Annotated in this window: 13 protein-coding genes; 5 read left to right on the top strand and 8 right to left on the bottom strand. The window is 69.7% G+C overall.

Annotation, left to right across the window (positions count from 1 at the left end; all coding sequences use genetic code 11):
* Window positions 1-72: 72 nt before the first annotated feature.
* Complete coding sequence (locus ACIG5A_RS29195) at window positions 73-1653, top strand: GMC family oxidoreductase (protein ID WP_397245681.1); 1581 nt, start codon at window positions 73-75, stop codon at window positions 1651-1653.
* A gap of 8 nt (window positions 1654-1661) precedes the next feature.
* On the opposite strand, the gene ACIG5A_RS29190 is transcribed toward ACIG5A_RS29195, so the two are convergent.
* Window positions 1662-2009, bottom strand: a complete 348-nt coding sequence (locus ACIG5A_RS29190; RefSeq protein WP_397245679.1) for a DoxX family protein — start codon at window positions 2007-2009, stop codon at window positions 1662-1664.
* A gap of 81 nt (window positions 2010-2090) precedes the next feature.
* Here ACIG5A_RS29190 and ACIG5A_RS29185 point away from each other — a divergent pair, with 81 nt between their 5' ends.
* Window positions 2091-2966 (top strand): sigma-70 family RNA polymerase sigma factor, encoded by an 876-nt coding sequence (locus ACIG5A_RS29185; RefSeq protein ID WP_397245677.1) that lies wholly within the window; start codon window positions 2091-2093, stop codon window positions 2964-2966.
* 47 nt (window positions 2967-3013) lie between these two features.
* On the opposite strand, the gene ACIG5A_RS29180 is transcribed toward ACIG5A_RS29185, so the two are convergent.
* Window positions 3014-3364, bottom strand: coding sequence for a DoxX family protein (locus tag ACIG5A_RS29180; RefSeq protein ID WP_397245675.1), 351 nt, complete (start codon window positions 3362-3364; stop codon window positions 3014-3016).
* Between the two features lie 137 nt (window positions 3365-3501).
* Here ACIG5A_RS29180 and ACIG5A_RS29175 point away from each other — a divergent pair, with 137 nt between their 5' ends.
* Window positions 3502-4167, top strand: a complete 666-nt coding sequence (locus tag ACIG5A_RS29175; RefSeq protein WP_397245673.1) for a class I SAM-dependent methyltransferase — start codon at window positions 3502-3504, stop codon at window positions 4165-4167.
* 70 nt (window positions 4168-4237) lie between these two features.
* Here ACIG5A_RS29175 and ACIG5A_RS29170 read toward each other — a convergent pair whose 3' ends face one another.
* Entirely contained in the window at window positions 4238-5398 is a 1161-nt protein-coding gene (locus ACIG5A_RS29170) for an MFS transporter (RefSeq protein WP_397245944.1), read from the bottom strand.
* Between the two features lie 241 nt (window positions 5399-5639).
* Here ACIG5A_RS29170 and ACIG5A_RS29165 point away from each other — a divergent pair, with 241 nt between their 5' ends.
* The gene (locus tag ACIG5A_RS29165; RefSeq protein WP_397245671.1) at window positions 5640-6860 is read left to right on the top strand and encodes a PucR family transcriptional regulator; all 1221 of its coding nucleotides are present in this window, start codon (window positions 5640-5642) and stop codon (window positions 6858-6860) included.
* Between the two features lie 83 nt (window positions 6861-6943).
* Here the strand turns inward: ACIG5A_RS29165 and ACIG5A_RS29160 are convergent, their stop codons facing one another.
* A complete protein-coding gene (locus ACIG5A_RS29160; RefSeq protein WP_397245669.1) occupies window positions 6944-7990 on the bottom strand; it encodes an LLM class flavin-dependent oxidoreductase in 1047 nt (348 codons plus the stop codon).
* Between the two features lie 27 nt (window positions 7991-8017).
* The gene (locus ACIG5A_RS29155; RefSeq protein ID WP_397245667.1) at window positions 8018-9034 is read right to left on the bottom strand and encodes an alpha/beta hydrolase; all 1017 of its coding nucleotides are present in this window, start codon (window positions 9032-9034) and stop codon (window positions 8018-8020) included.
* A gap of 404 nt (window positions 9035-9438) precedes the next feature.
* On the opposite strand from ACIG5A_RS29155, the gene ACIG5A_RS29150 reads away from it, so the two are divergent.
* Window positions 9439-10986: an acyl-CoA carboxylase subunit beta gene (locus tag ACIG5A_RS29150; protein ID WP_397245665.1), complete on the top strand. Its 1548-nt coding sequence runs from the start codon at window positions 9439-9441 to the stop codon at window positions 10984-10986.
* Window positions 10987-11187: 201 nt separating this feature from the next.
* Here ACIG5A_RS29150 and ACIG5A_RS29145 read toward each other — a convergent pair whose 3' ends face one another.
* Genes ACIG5A_RS29145 through ACIG5A_RS29135 form a run of 3 tightly spaced genes read right to left on the bottom strand, consistent with a single transcriptional unit; the run spans window position 11188 to window position 13431 of the window.
* Window positions 11188-11763: a DUF3592 domain-containing protein gene (locus tag ACIG5A_RS29145; RefSeq protein WP_397245663.1), complete on the bottom strand. Its 576-nt coding sequence runs from the start codon at window positions 11761-11763 to the stop codon at window positions 11188-11190.
* Between the two features lie 2 nt (window positions 11764-11765).
* Window positions 11766-12422 carry a TetR/AcrR family transcriptional regulator gene (locus ACIG5A_RS29140; protein WP_397245661.1) on the bottom strand — a complete coding sequence of 219 codons (657 nt, stop codon included), beginning with the start codon at window positions 12420-12422 and terminating at the stop codon, window positions 11766-11768.
* Between the two features lie 55 nt (window positions 12423-12477).
* The gene (locus ACIG5A_RS29135) at window positions 12478-13431 is read right to left on the bottom strand and encodes a helix-turn-helix domain-containing protein (protein ID WP_397245659.1); all 954 of its coding nucleotides are present in this window, start codon (window positions 13429-13431) and stop codon (window positions 12478-12480) included.
* Window position 13432 lies beyond the last annotated feature (1 nt).

Genomic DNA, 13432 nt, shown 5'->3' with positions numbered 1-13432 from the left:
ACCCCGAAAGCGAACCGTGTGCGACCGGTTCCTCGTATCTTTGCCGTACGCGGTGCAGATCGGAGTGGGACAGTGGAGACAGGTGTGGCCAGCGCAGACTATGTGATCGTCGGCTCCGGTTCCGCGGGAGCGGTACTGGCCAACCGGCTCAGCGCCGATACGGGAACGACGGTGGCGCTACTCGAGGCGGGCCCGCCGGACAAGAACAAATTCGCCCACATTCCCGCGGCGTTCTCCAAACTGTTCCGCTCCGAGGTGGATTGGGACTATCTCACCGAGCCGCAGCCGGAGCTGGACAACCGGCAGATCTACTGGCCGCGCGGCAAGATGTTCGGCGGCTCGTCGTCGATGAACGCGATGATGTGGGTGCGCGGCTTCCGCGCCGACTACGACGAGTGGGCGCTGCTCGCCGGCGAGGAGTGGGGTTTCGCCGCCGCCGTCGAACAGTTCCGGCGCATCGAGAATGTCGAGGACGCGCAGTATCCCGACGAGGGCGCGGCGGGCCCGCTGCATATTTCGCGCCAGCGCAGCCCGCGCGCGAGCACCGCCGCCTACCTGGCCGCGGTGCAGGAGTGCGGGTATCCGGTCGAACCGCCGAATCGGCCGCAGCCGGAAGGGTTCTGCCAGACCATGGTGACCCAGCGGGCCGGGCGCCGCTGGAGCACCGCCGACGCGTATCTGCGGCCCGCGCTGACCCGCCCGAACCTGATGGTGCACACCGAGGCGCTGGCCACCCGCGTCGTCTTCGACGGGACCCGCGCCGCCGGTGTCGAATACCGGCAGGGCGGCGTCACGCATACGGTGACCGCGCGGCGCGAGGTGGTGCTGTGCGGTGGCGCGATCAACAGCCCGCAGCTGCTCATGCTCTCCGGCATCGGCGACCGCGACGAGCTGACCCGCCACGGCATCCCGGTCGTGCACCACGCGCCGGAGGTCGGCTCGAATCTGCAGGACCACCTGGTGTCCGGCATCGGCTACGGCATCGCGGATTCGCTGTTCGCCGCCGAGAAGCCGCTGCAGCTGCTGGACTACCTGATCCGCCACCGCGGCATGCTCACCTCGAACGTCGGTGAGGCGTACGGCTTCGTGCGCAGCCACGCCGATCTCGACTTGCCGGACCTCGAGCTCATCTACGCGCCCGCGCCGTTCTACCACGAGGGTCTCGTCGATCCGACCGAGCACGGGAACATCCTGGCCGCGGTGCTGCTGCGGCCGCACAGCAGGGGCCGCATCGCGCTCGCCTCCGGCGATCCGGCCGCCAAGCCGCTCATCGATCCGCGCTACCTGTCCGACAGCGCCGGCGCCGACCGCGCCGCCATGATGGCCGGCCTGCGCATCTGCGCCGAACTCGCCGCGGCGCCCGCCATGAAGACGGTGCTCGGCCCGCTCATCTATCCCCCGCAGGCGCCGCCCGACACCGAGGCCATGCTCGCGCTGACACTGAATGCCTTCTCGCACACCCTGTATCACCCGATCGGCACCTGCCGGATGGGCACCGACGTCGGCAGCGTCGTCACCCCGCGCCTCGAGGTCCGCGGCGTCGAGGGCCTGCGCATCGCCGACGCCTCGGTGATGCCATTGATCATCCGCGGCCATACGCACGCACCCAGTGTCTTCATCGGCGAGCAGGCGGCTCAGTTCCTCCGGGGCTGATCCTCGTGTCAGCGCACGGCGAACAGTGCGAGTGAGCCCGCGGCGGGAATCAGGAACAGCACCGGGATGACGGTGTCGCTGTAGGCCTTCGCGCGCAGGACGGCGGCGGTGGCGAGCAGGAAGTACACGACGATGCCGAGGGCGGCCGCCGCCGCGAGTCCTGGAATGGCCAGGCCCGCGAGCAGTCCCACCGCGCCCACTGCCTTGATCAGACCGAGTGCGACCAGATGCTTTTCGGCGATGCCATAGCGGTTCATGTTGGCAAGCAGCCACGGTGGCCGCAGCGCGTCGGTGATCGCGGCGCCGCCCGCCATGACCGCGGCGATCATGGTGACGATCACATATGCGGTAGTCATCTCGCTACCCTCCTCTTCCTCGGGCACACCCGATTTGCGATGGTTGATCAGGTGACGGATCCCAGAGCGGAAAGGTGACCGGTGCACGCACAGGAGGTGCTGGCGCGGCGATTCGAGGCACATCGTGCCCATTTGCGCGCGGTGGCCTATCGCATGCTCGGCTCGGCCGGTGATGCCGAGGACGCGGTGCAGGAGGCGTGGCTGCGGTTGGCGCAGGCCGATACCGCGGCCATCGAGAATCTGCCGGGCTGGCTGACCACCGTCACCTCGCGGATCTGCCTGGACATGCTCCGCTCGCGGACCGCGCGCCGCGAGGACCCGCTCGACGACGCGGGTGAACTCGGTGACACCGCCTACAACAGCGACCCGGAACACGAGGCCGTGCTGATCGATGCGGTCGGCCGGGCCATGCTGGTGGTGCTCGACCGGCTCGGCCCCGACGAGCGGGTCGCGTTCGTGCTGCACGATATGTTCGCGCTGCCGTTCGACCAGATCGCGCCGATCGTCGGCCGGTCGGCGCCGACCACCAAGAAACTGGCCAGCCGGTCCCGGTCGCGGGTCCGCGGCGAGACTCCCTCCGCCGATGCCGGTCTCGCGCAGCGGCGCGATGTCGTCGCCGCGTTCCTGGCCGCCGCGCGCTCCGGTGATCTGGGGGCGCTGCTCACGGTGCTCGCACCGGATGTGGTGCGCACGGCCGATCCGGCCGCGCTGCCCGCGGGAATGGCGCTCGTGGTGCGCGGGGCGGACGCCGTGGCGAAGGAGACCGTGCTGCTGCGCCGCCGTTCGGCGGTGGCGGCGCTCGCCGTGATCAACGGCGACGTCGGCATCATCGTGGCGCCGCGCGGTCGCCTGCTGCTGGCGCTGACCCTCACCGTTCGCGGCGATCAGGTCGCTGGTTATGAGGTCATCGCCGCGCCGGACCGCCTCGACGCACTCGACATCACCGTCCTGCCATGACCCGCGCCGGTTCCGTTGCCCCGCAACGGAACCGGGACCGCGCGCGATCAGGTGGTGACGAGGCGCAGGTCCAGGGCGACGACCGCGACCAGCAGGATGAGCACCGGGGCCACCAACCCCTTCCAGTCCTTAGCCCTGGCATGGAAGCCGATGCCGCCGAGGAAGTACAGGATCAGCCCGATCGCCGCCGCGATGCCCACCGGCGCCAGCCACAATCCGGCGACCAGGCCCACCGCGCCCGCGATCAGCACCGCACCGAGGGGCGTCAGCCAATTGTCCGGCACACCGATCGCGGCATAGCCGGGGACGACCCGCGGATTCCTGGTGATCTTCAAGATTCCCGACAGCGTCAGCGCCGCGGCGAGAAGGACGGATACGACTACCGTTGCGACGAACATGACGCTGCTCCCTCGAATGCCACTCCGGGTGACCCGTTCACTGTAAAACGCCGCCGCGCGCCACGGCGCGAATCGCGGCGACCGATCTCGGTGCGCGATATTTTGGCGCACACGATCATTCCTGGAACACTCACTCGGTGACCAACAACCGCGATGCCGACGCAACCCGATTCGCCACCGAATCACTGAGCCAGGGCGATCCCACCGGCTGGTTCGAGAAGCTCTACGCCGCGGCCGCGGACGGCGACGCGATCGTGCCGTGGGATGCCGCCGCACCGAACGCGCTGCTGGTCGAATGGATCGAACAGCAGGCCGCGACCGGGCAGGGCAAGCGCGCGATGGTCGTCGGCTGCGGCCTCGGCCGCGACGCCGAATACATTGCCGCGCAGGGCTTCCAGACCACCGCGTTCGACATCTCGGACACCGCGATCCGCGGCGCGGGCGAACGCTTTCCCGCCTCCACGGTGCACTACCGCGCCGCCGACCTGCTCGACCCGCCCGCCGAGTGGACGCACGCCTTCGACCTCGTCGTCGAATCGATCACCGTGCAGTCCATGCCGATATCCGTACGCGCCGAGGCGATCTCGCATGTCGCGCGGATGGTCGCGCCCGGCGGTGAGCTGCTGGTGATCGCCGGTGCGCGGGCCGAGGGCGCGCAGGTCGACGGCCCGCCATGGCCGCTCACCCGTGCGGAGCTGGAATCCTTTGCCGCCGACGGACTCTCGCTCGAGACCGTCGACCAGACCTGCCCGCCCGACCGCCCGGACGCACTCCGCTGGCGCGCACTGTTCCGGCGCGCGTGAGCCCGATGGTACTGCCGCGCAAAGGCCGTCCACAGACCTGCGCTCGGCCGGAGCGAATACGGCAGTACGACTAGGTGATTCGCCCGCGCAGCTGCCGCGTCACCAGCACGATGGCGGCGACGGCCTGGATCGTCGCCGTCACGGCCACCACCGCGGTCAGCGACTGCGCGTAGAGCACCCCGAGCAGCGCCGACCCGGCGAACGCGGCGGCGCCCGCACCGGCGGCGAAGATGCCATAGGCGGTGCCACGCCGCGCGGTCGGCACCAGATCCGCGACGGTGGCGCGCAACGTAGATTCCTGCACGCCGAGCACCGCACCCCAGAGCAGCGCACCGGCCACGGCGGGCGCTGCCGCGTGCTGAAAGGCCAACGGCGGGATCAGGGCCGAGAGCACCGGCACCGCGATCAGCACCCGCACCCCGACCCGGTCGTAGAGCCAGCCGGTGAGCAGCGCGGCCACCGCGTCGACGGCCATCGCCCCCGCGTAGACGACGGGAATCAGCGCGACCGGGACGATCTCGTTCGCGGCGAGATGGAAGGCGAGCAGACCGAACCCGGAGAATCCGGCCGTTGTCGTCATCGCGAACACCAGGTAGGTCCAGAACGTACCGGGCAGCGCACCGGTTTCCCCTGTGGCGGTGAACCGCACGGGCTCGTAGCGACCGGGGTCGGGCATCCGTGATCGCAACCGCAGCAGCAGGATGAGCACCGCGACACCGGGCAGCGCGAGCATCCAGAACGCGGGCCGGTAATCGCCGCCGGACAGCACGAGCACACCGGCCACCGCGAGCGGCCCGGCCAGCGCGCCGATCTGGTCGAGCGCCTCGTGCACCGCGAACCCGCGGCCGCGCCCGACCGCGCCCGCCGCATGCGAGAGCAGCACATCCTTGGCCGGGCTGCGTATCGCCTTACCCGCGCGCTCGCCGATCACCAGCGCCGCCGCGACACCGAGTGCCCCGGCGAAGCCGAGCAGCGGCACCGACACCACGGTCAGCACATACCCGGCGATCGTCAACGGCCAGTAGGCCCTGGTCCGGTCGGCCAGCGGTCCGGTGCCGAGGCGCCCGGCCAGCGCGAAGGCCTCACCGGCGCCGGTGATCACGCCGACCAGCGCGGCGCCCGCCCCGAGCGAGGCCAGGAAGGGGCCGGTCACCGACCGCGCGCCCTCGTACACGATGTCGGCAAGCAGGCTGACGACACCGAAGGCGACTACGAACCGCCACGGTGACATCGGCGCCCGCGGCTTCTCGACCGGCACGGTGGGAGCATAGCCATCGCGTCCCCCCGCCGCCCCCGGTTCTTCCGGCTGGTCACAGTGATTGCCGCACCGCATAATTCGCTGTGAACCTTCACAGCGGCTACGCTCCGGGCACTCGGCTATCTCACAGAACGGTGCGAATCGTTCCCCTCTCGACACCGGCCGGTTACTGTGAATGCGCCGCACAGCTATGCCGGGGGCGGAAGGAGTGCCAGTGGCCGTAGATAGTTCGGCACGTCAAGGTCTCACATTGTCGGGTAAGCCGATGTCGGCCTCGCTCAAGGATGTTCGGGCGCTGTCGAGGCAGATGGTCGGTCATTTCGTCGAGAACGTCGTGCCGTGCGGCACACTGCCCGGCGATGTGATCAACGGCGACGCCACCGCGGTCACCCGGCTGTGCCTCGAACTCGCCGTGAGCATGCTCGACGGCCAGGGCCTGCCCGAGAAGATCAAGCGGGTCGAGCAGGCCGCGGCGGAATGGGCACGCGAGGGCGTGCCGATCGACGCCATCCACCACGCCATCCACGAGGGCTTCAAGATGGGCCTGGACCTGGTGGTGGCCAACGCGACGCTGGAGGGCGAGTACAGCAACCTCGTCGACGGCGCCAAGGCCGTGCTGGAGATCCTGAACATGATCACCTCGGCGGTCTCCATCTCCTACATCCGCGAGCTGCGCGCGGTGGTCGGCGAACACCACACCGCCGTGCACACGCTCACCTCGGCGCTGCTCGGCGGGCACAGCACCTCGACCATGGCGCGCGAATGCGGCATCACCATCGCCGAGTCGTATGCGGTGCTGGCCGTGGCGATTCCGCCGCATCACGACGAGCACATCCCGACCATCGACGGCAAGGTCGTCGCGCGGCGCAAGCTGCGCAGGGTGCAGGCCGAGCTGGCGCTGCGCTGCGACGATCGCGCGCTGTCGCTGCTGAGCGTGGACGGCGGCACCATCCTGATTCCGGCCGACGAGCTCGATCACACCGCGCTCGACGCGCTGGTCAGCATGCTGGCGCACGCGGCGCAGGTCGGGATCACCGCGACCATGGTGTCCGCCGCGCCGGAGCAGATCCCGAACGCCGCCGACCAGGCGCACGAACTCCTCGACATGGTGCAGCGCCTGCAATGCGTCGCCGGGCTCTACCGCTTCGACGAGCTGGCACTGGAATACCAGCTGACCAGGCCGGGCCCGGGCCGCGAATACCTCGGCTCACTGCTGGATTCGCTCGACGAACATCCCGAGCTGCTCGAGACGCTGCGCCGCCATATCGGCAACAACCTCAATCGGCAGCGCACCGCGCGGGTATTGCACGTGCACACCAACACCGTCGACTACCGGCTCAAGCGGATCGGGCAGCTCACCGGGTTCGACCCGTCGCAGCCGTCGGGGCTGTGGTACCTCCGATCGGCACTGATCGCCCGCACCTACCGCAGCTGAATCCCGCTGTGGCGGCGGCGAATTCCACGCCGCGATAGGCACCGCGCGCATCGTTGCACGCGATGCGGTTTTGCGCATGCCGCCTAAGCGGACACCGAAACCCGTGCCGCCGTTGCCGATCCGCGCCCGGCGGCGCCGAGCCCGGCCAGCAGTGCCAGCCGCCGATGCGATTCCAGCCGCGCCGTCCGGTCGTAAGTGCTGGTGTGCACCAGGATCTCGTCGGCGCCGGTACGAATCACCAGGCGCTCCAATGCCTCGGCCACCTCGTCCTCGGTCCCGTGGATGTGATCGCGCAGCGATTCGTCGAAGATCCGGCGCTCCCGCTCGGTCATCGAGAGCGCCTCGATCTCCTCGGGCGGCCACAGCACCGGGAACTCACCGCGGGTGCGCGAGTAGGCATTCGACCACGCCTCGGGCAGCAGCAGCCGATGCGCCTGCTCGGCGGAGTCGGCGATGACGACCGCGCCCGACACCATGACGTACGGGTGCGTGCCCCAGGCCGTCGGTTGAAAAGCGTTGCGGTATCCCTCGATCGCCTCGACCATCCGGTCTTGGCCCGCGATTGATGCGATCACCAGCGGCAACCCGAATCGCGCGGCCCGCTCCGCGCCGGACCCGGTGGCCAGCAGGAACGCGGGCACCCGCAGGCCGTCGGCGGGCCAGGCGTGCACGCCCTGCCTGCCGTTGCCGAAGTAGTCGAGCAGTTCGCCCAGTCGCTCGTCGAAATCGTCGGCATCCTTCTTGTCATGCCCGAGCGCGCGCCGGACACCGTCGGTGAAACCGACCGACCGGCCGAGTCCCATATCGATGCGGCCCGGGTACAGCGATTCCAGCACGCCGAACTGCTCGGCCACCACCAGCGGCTGATGGTTGGGCAGCATCACCCCGCCGGTGCCGATCCTGATGTGCGAGGTCGCGGCCGCGGCGGCCGCGGCGAGCACGGTCGGCGCCGAACCGGCGACGCCCGGCACGCTGTGATGTTCGGACACCCAGAAGCGGTGATAGCCCCACTCCTCGGCCAGCCGCGCGAACTCGACCGTCTCACGCAGCGCCGCCGGATGTGGCTGGCCGCGCCGGACCCGCGAGCGGTCGAGGATCGAGAACCGTACCGATGCCAGTGCCGAAGTCATACCCCTGTCAACGCGCGCGGCGCCCGCTCATTCCAGCGCGGTGGACAGCACCCGCCACGCCTGCGGCAGCCGCGACTCGAAATCCGGCCAGGTGTGCATGCCGACCGGCCAGTACTCCACGGTCGCCGGTATCCGCAGCGCCGCCAGCCTGCCCGCGAAACCCTCGGTGCACGATCGGGCGCCCGCCTCGAGCGCCGCGCCGCCACCCGCCAGGCGCAGTGCCGCGATCGGATCCGGCGCGCTCGCCACCGACACCAGGTCCGCGTCGGTCGGCAGGCCGGTCGCCGCGGACAGGTAGATCGCCACACCGCGCAGCGACTCCGCGCCGAGGGTGGTGTCGTGCGCGAGCCACTCCGGCGAAGACGGTGGCCCCCACAGGTTTTCGACATCGCCGCCGCGCGAGGCCACGGTGATGGTTGTCACCGCGTGCCCGAGCGGATCCGCCGTGGAGTAGCACCCGCTCATCCCGGCCACCGCGCGATACCGGCCCTGGTGGCGCTGCGCGAGCATCATCGCGGCCTGCGCGCCCATCGACACACCGGCAATCGCCCTGCGCCCGTTCGACTTCAGCAGGCTCTCCACCACCGGCGGCAGCTCGTCGGTGAGGAAGGTCTCCCACCGGTTCAGCCCGAGCGCCGCGTCGTGGCGCAGCCAGTCGCTGTACATGCTGCCGGTGCCGCCGCTGGTGAGCACCACGTCGACGGGCTTGTCCGCGAAGAACTCCGCGGCGCCGCCCTTGCTGAGCCAGCCCGAGGTCGCCTCCCCGTCCACGCCGTCCAGCAGGTACAGCGTGGGCCGCGGCCCGGATCCGCTGCCGCGCAACACATCCACCGCGATCACCCGCTGCATCGCCGCCGACGCGATGAACAGCCGCTCGTGCCGCGGACCGGCGGTTTCGCTGCGTATCAACCCCGTTCGGGTGATGTTCGGATCGGCGATCGGCGCGGGCGGCGGCGGATCACCGATATCGGCCGCCCCCGGCGCAGGTGTCACCGCGGCGATGACCACCATCGCCGCCACCGTGATCGGCACCCGAAAACTCATCGGCTCGACGATAGACAGCCCGCATGGCGCCGACCCAGCGATCGAGCGATCGTTGGGCGAAGTGACTACCCGTTTGCGAGCGGACTAGGCTCGGTCACAACCGGATCACAATCGACCCGGCCAGGTGTAAATCGCCAAGAGCCGCCGCGCCGGAGCTGTGAGGTCCCCCATGAGATCGGCAGAACCACTGTGCGCCGCGTCTCATCACCGATAACATCGAGCGCCGTGCCTCCTCCCGGTTCCGCCGGTCAAGGGAACGGCGATAGCGAATTTGCGAAGGATTAGACGAGCTAGATGAGTGAGCGCAGCGAGCGAATCATGACACGGCGCGCTTCGCGCATGACGGAGCCGAGCGCCAGCGAGGCGCAGTGCATGACGGAGCCGAGCGCCAGCGAGGCGCAGTCATGAGCGGTACGCGAGAGAAGCTGGAACATCTCCGGGACATCCTGGAGCTCGCCGAGGAACCGGCCGGCGAGACCGGCATCGCGAAGCGCAAGAAGAAGGGCATACCGAGCGCCCGCCAGCGAGTGCGGATGCTGCTCGACCCCGGCACGTTCGTCGAGCTCGGCAAGCTGATGCGCGCACCGGGCGGCGGCGACAGCATGTACGGCGACGGCGTGGTCACCGGCCGCGGCCTGATCCAGGGCCGCCCGGTGGTGGTGATCGCACACGATCAGACCGTGCACGGCGGTTCGGTCGGCGAGATGTTCGGCCGCAAGGTCGCCGCCGCGATGGAATTCGCCTACAAGAACGCCTGCCCGGTGGTGGCCATCAACGATTCCGGTGGCGCGCGCATCCAGGAGGCGGTCACCTCGCTGGCCTGGTACGCGCTGATGTGCCGCCGCCAGGAGGACCTGTCCGGCTTCGTGCCGCAGGTGGCGATCATGCTCGGCAAGTGCGCGGCGGGTTCGGTGTACGGCCCGGTGAACATGGACGTGCTGGTGGCCACCGAGAAGACCTACATGTTCGTCACCGGCCCCGAGGTCATCAAGGCGGTGACCGGCGAGGTGGTCAGCGATGCCGAGCTCGGCGGCGCCGAGCAGCTGGCCAAGGACGGCACGGTGCACCATGTCGCCGCCGACGAGCAGGCCGCCTTCGACTGGGTGCGCGACTACCTGAGCTACCTGCCGTCGAGCTGCGTCGAGCAGGCGCCGATCGTGAATCCCGGCTTGGAGCCGGAGATCACCGGCCACGACCTCGAGCTGAACAAGATCGTCCCGGACTCCGACCGCACCGGCTACGACATGCACGAGGTGCTGCTGCGCATCTTCGACGACGGCGATTTCCACGAAATCGGCGCCGCGGCAATGCAGAACCTGATCACCGGCTTCGCCAGGGTCGACGGCCGCAGCGTCGGCGTGGTGGCGAATCAGCCGCAGGTGCTCGGCGGCGCGCTCGACGCCAAATGCTCGGACAAGGCGGCCTACTTCATCCGCCTGTGCAACGCCTTCGGGCTTCCGGTGATCTTCGTCGTCGACACCCCCGGCGTGCTGCCCGGTATCGAGGAGGAGCGCAACGGCGTCATCAAGCGCGGCGGCCGCTTCTTCCGCGCGGTCATCGAGGCGACCGTGCCGATGGTCAGCATCATCACCCGCAAGGCCTACGGCGGCGGCTACGCCGTGATGGGTTCCAAGCCGCTCGGCGCCGATATCGCGCTGGCCTGGCCGACCGCCCGCATCGCGGTGATGGGCGCGGAGAGCATGGTCGGCATCATCGGCCGCAGGCAGCTGGAGAACACCCCCGTCGATCAGCGGGAGACGGTGCGCCAGCAGATGATCGACTTCTACAACGCCACCATGGCCACCCCGTGGATCGCGGCCGAGCGCGGCTACATCGACGGCGTCATCGAGCCGTCGCAGACCCGGCTGGAGATCCGCAAGGCGCTGCGGCTGCTGCGCGACAAGGACACGCACAAGCCGAATCCGCGCAAGCACGCCCTGTTTCCGGTCTAGATCACCGGGTTGTGTTCGGTCACAACCGGTTCGAGCCCGTGGTGGTGGGATGTCCGGTGATTGTCCCGACGCCGTCGCGGCGGGCGGGGCGTGACCTAACGTCATCGATGCCCGGTCTTCTCGTTCGCCGCGGGAGACCGGGCGCCAGGCCTTGCCCGCCGAGTACCAGTTCCCTACCCGAGCTCGGCGGGCAACGCTTCGTCAGGCGTGGTTGCCCCAGCTGAGATCCGCGATGACCCAGTCGCTTTCCCACTGCCGCAGCCGACGGCGATCCAGTCCGCCGCGCAGCCCGTAATAGGCGGCGGCGAAGACGACGAGCACACCGAGCAGCACGCCCGAGGTCAGCAGCACCGCTTTGCTCGCGGCCTTGGTGTCCGAGGGCGCGGGCACGATGGCGCCCGACCTGTCCAGCCAGATCGTCACGGTCTCCCCGGGGCGCACCATGGTGGTCGACGGGTACTCGCCGTTGTGGATGACATCGCCCGCATCGCGCCAGGTCACCTTCGCCGGGGTGACCGGCGCGTACAGTGGCGTTTTGCCCACCTCCGTGACGGTGGCCTCGACCCTGCTCAGCTGCGCGGTCCGCGCCTGTACCGCAACCGCTTCCGTGCGATAGATCCAGCCGCCGAACACGATCGCCAGCACCGGGACGATCACCAGGAACAGTACCGTCAACGTCGCCGCGACCACGGTCTGTACCCGATCCTCCCTGCGGCGCATCGGATTTCGATCGAGCCCGACCCGACGGCAGGTGCGGCGCAGCACTCCGGTGCTCATGATCATGCCTCCTCGTCGAGGATGGATGCGTTGACGGCTTGCGCCGCCAAACTGCCTAGGGTGTCGAAGAATTCGGTCATCAAGGCCGGGAGCGTGCCCGGATCGTCGCCCGAGGCCCAGGCCTGGAGCGCGGCGACGATCAAGGCGGCGCCCGCCGCGACGGCGGCGGCCGGGCGCAGGTCGGCGGCGGGGTCGACACCGAGCCGGTCGGCGAGGATGCGCCGCGACTCTCCCTCCGCGGCCACCCGGATGCGCTGATAGGCGGCGAGCAGAGCGGGCTCGTCCTCGAAGTGCTGGAACAACTCCCAGCGATGCGCGAGCTCGGCCTCGCGGCCCTCGCCGAATACCGCGCCGAGCCAGTCGTGCACGGCGTTGCGGTAGGCGATGAGCGGCGGTTCACCGGGCGGGCGTTCGGCCAGCGCCGCGTTGAAGGCGTGCACATCCTGGTCGATATCGCCGAGCACGGCCTCCTCGATGGAGGAGAAATGCCTGCTGAAGGTGCGGCGGGTGACACCGGCGCGCACGGCGATGTCCTCCACCGCCACGGCCTCGAGCCCGCGCTCGGTCAGCAGCGCGAAGGCCGCGCGCGACATGGCTGCCCGGCTGCGTACGGTGCGCAGCTTCCGGCCGTCCAGGGTGACTACGTCGTCGGTACCCATAGCCACATTTTACGCCCTATTGTCCCATTGGGACATTAGTTCGCCGAATTCGGTGTCAATCGGCCTTGTCGCCCGACGGCTGGTCGAGCACGTCCGGGAACCGCTCGCGCAGGGCGGTCAGCAGCCCTGCCGTGTACTGCGGCGGCGCGGCATGGACCGAAAGCTGGTTCGCCACCGCGCGATACGCGTCGATATCGGCATGTTTGTCCAGGTACAGCGCGCTGGTGAGCTGCTGCAGATAGACGATGTCCGGCAGGTCCGACTCGGCGAAGCGCAGCATGGTGAACGCACCGTCGGCCAGCGCGGGACCGCCGACATGGTCGGCGAGCACCTGCACCGTGATATGCGGTTCATCGATGGCGCGCAGCAGGTGGTCGAGCTGGTCCCGCCACACCATCGAGCCGCCGATCGGGCGGCGCAGCGCCGACTCCTCGACGATCACCCACAGCTGCGGCGGCGCGGGCTTGGTCAGGATGTGCTGGCGGCGCATCCGCAGCGCGACGCGCCGCTCGATCGCCTCCTCCGATTCGGTCGGGTGCGCGAGGCCGAGCAGCGCGCGGGCATACTCCGCGGTCTGCAACAGCTCCGGCACCACCCTCGGCTCATAGCAGCGGATCAGCCGAGCCGCCTGCTCCAGGCCCAGGTACATGTCGAACCATTTGGGCAGCCAATCGTTGTCGCGATGCCACCACCCCGAGGTGCTGGCTTCCCTTGCCAGCTGGGCCAATTCGGCCCGCTCCTCGGCATCGGTCACGCCGTAGAGCGTCAGCAGGTCGGCGAGATCGCGCTGGCGGACGCCGACCCGGCCGAGCTCGAGCCGGCTGATCTTGGAATGCGAGGCGCGGATGGCCTCGCCCGCGTCCTCCCTGCTGATCTCGCACGTCTCACGCAGCCGTCGTAGCCGGGCGCCGAGCACCATCCGCAGCACGGTCGGGCCGCCGTCGGCGGCCGCGCGCTCCCCGGTCGAGAAGGGTGCGGAACTGGAATGTCGTGCCTCGGAGGGACGCATT

This window comes from Nocardia sp. NPDC052566 (genome assembly GCF_044547285.1).
GTDB lineage: Bacteria > Actinomycetota > Actinomycetes > Mycobacteriales > Mycobacteriaceae > Nocardia.
This window is presented reverse-complemented; position numbering and strand designations above follow the sequence as displayed.

Bases quoted from the DNA above. Each gene is read 5' to 3' on its own strand.
- ACIG5A_RS29190 (WP_397245679.1), bottom strand. From the start codon at position 2,009: ATGACTACCGCATATGTGATCGTCACCATGATCGCCGCGGTCATGGCG.
- ACIG5A_RS29180 (WP_397245675.1), bottom strand. From the start codon at position 3,364: ATGTTCGTCGCAACGGTAGTCGTATCCGTCCTTCTCGCCGCGGCGCTG.
- ACIG5A_RS29170 (WP_397245944.1), bottom strand. From the start codon at position 5,398: ATGTCACCGTGGCGGTTCGTAGTCGCCTTCGGTGTCGTCAGCCTGCTT.
- ACIG5A_RS29160 (WP_397245669.1), bottom strand. From the start codon at position 7,990: ATGACTTCGGCACTGGCATCGGTACGGTTCTCGATCCTCGACCGCTCG.
- ACIG5A_RS29155 (WP_397245667.1), bottom strand. From the start codon at position 9,034: ATGAGTTTTCGGGTGCCGATCACGGTGGCGGCGATGGTGGTCATCGCC.
- ACIG5A_RS29150 (WP_397245665.1), top strand. From the start codon at position 9,439: ATGAGCGGTACGCGAGAGAAGCTGGAACATCTCCGGGACATCCTGGAG.
- ACIG5A_RS29145 (WP_397245663.1), bottom strand. From the start codon at position 11,763: ATGAGCACCGGAGTGCTGCGCCGCACCTGCCGTCGGGTCGGGCTCGAT.
- ACIG5A_RS29140 (WP_397245661.1), bottom strand. From the start codon at position 12,422: ATGGGTACCGACGACGTAGTCACCCTGGACGGCCGGAAGCTGCGCACC.
- ACIG5A_RS29135 (WP_397245659.1), bottom strand. From the start codon at position 13,431: ATGCGTCCCTCCGAGGCACGACATTCCAGTTCCGCACCCTTCTCGACC.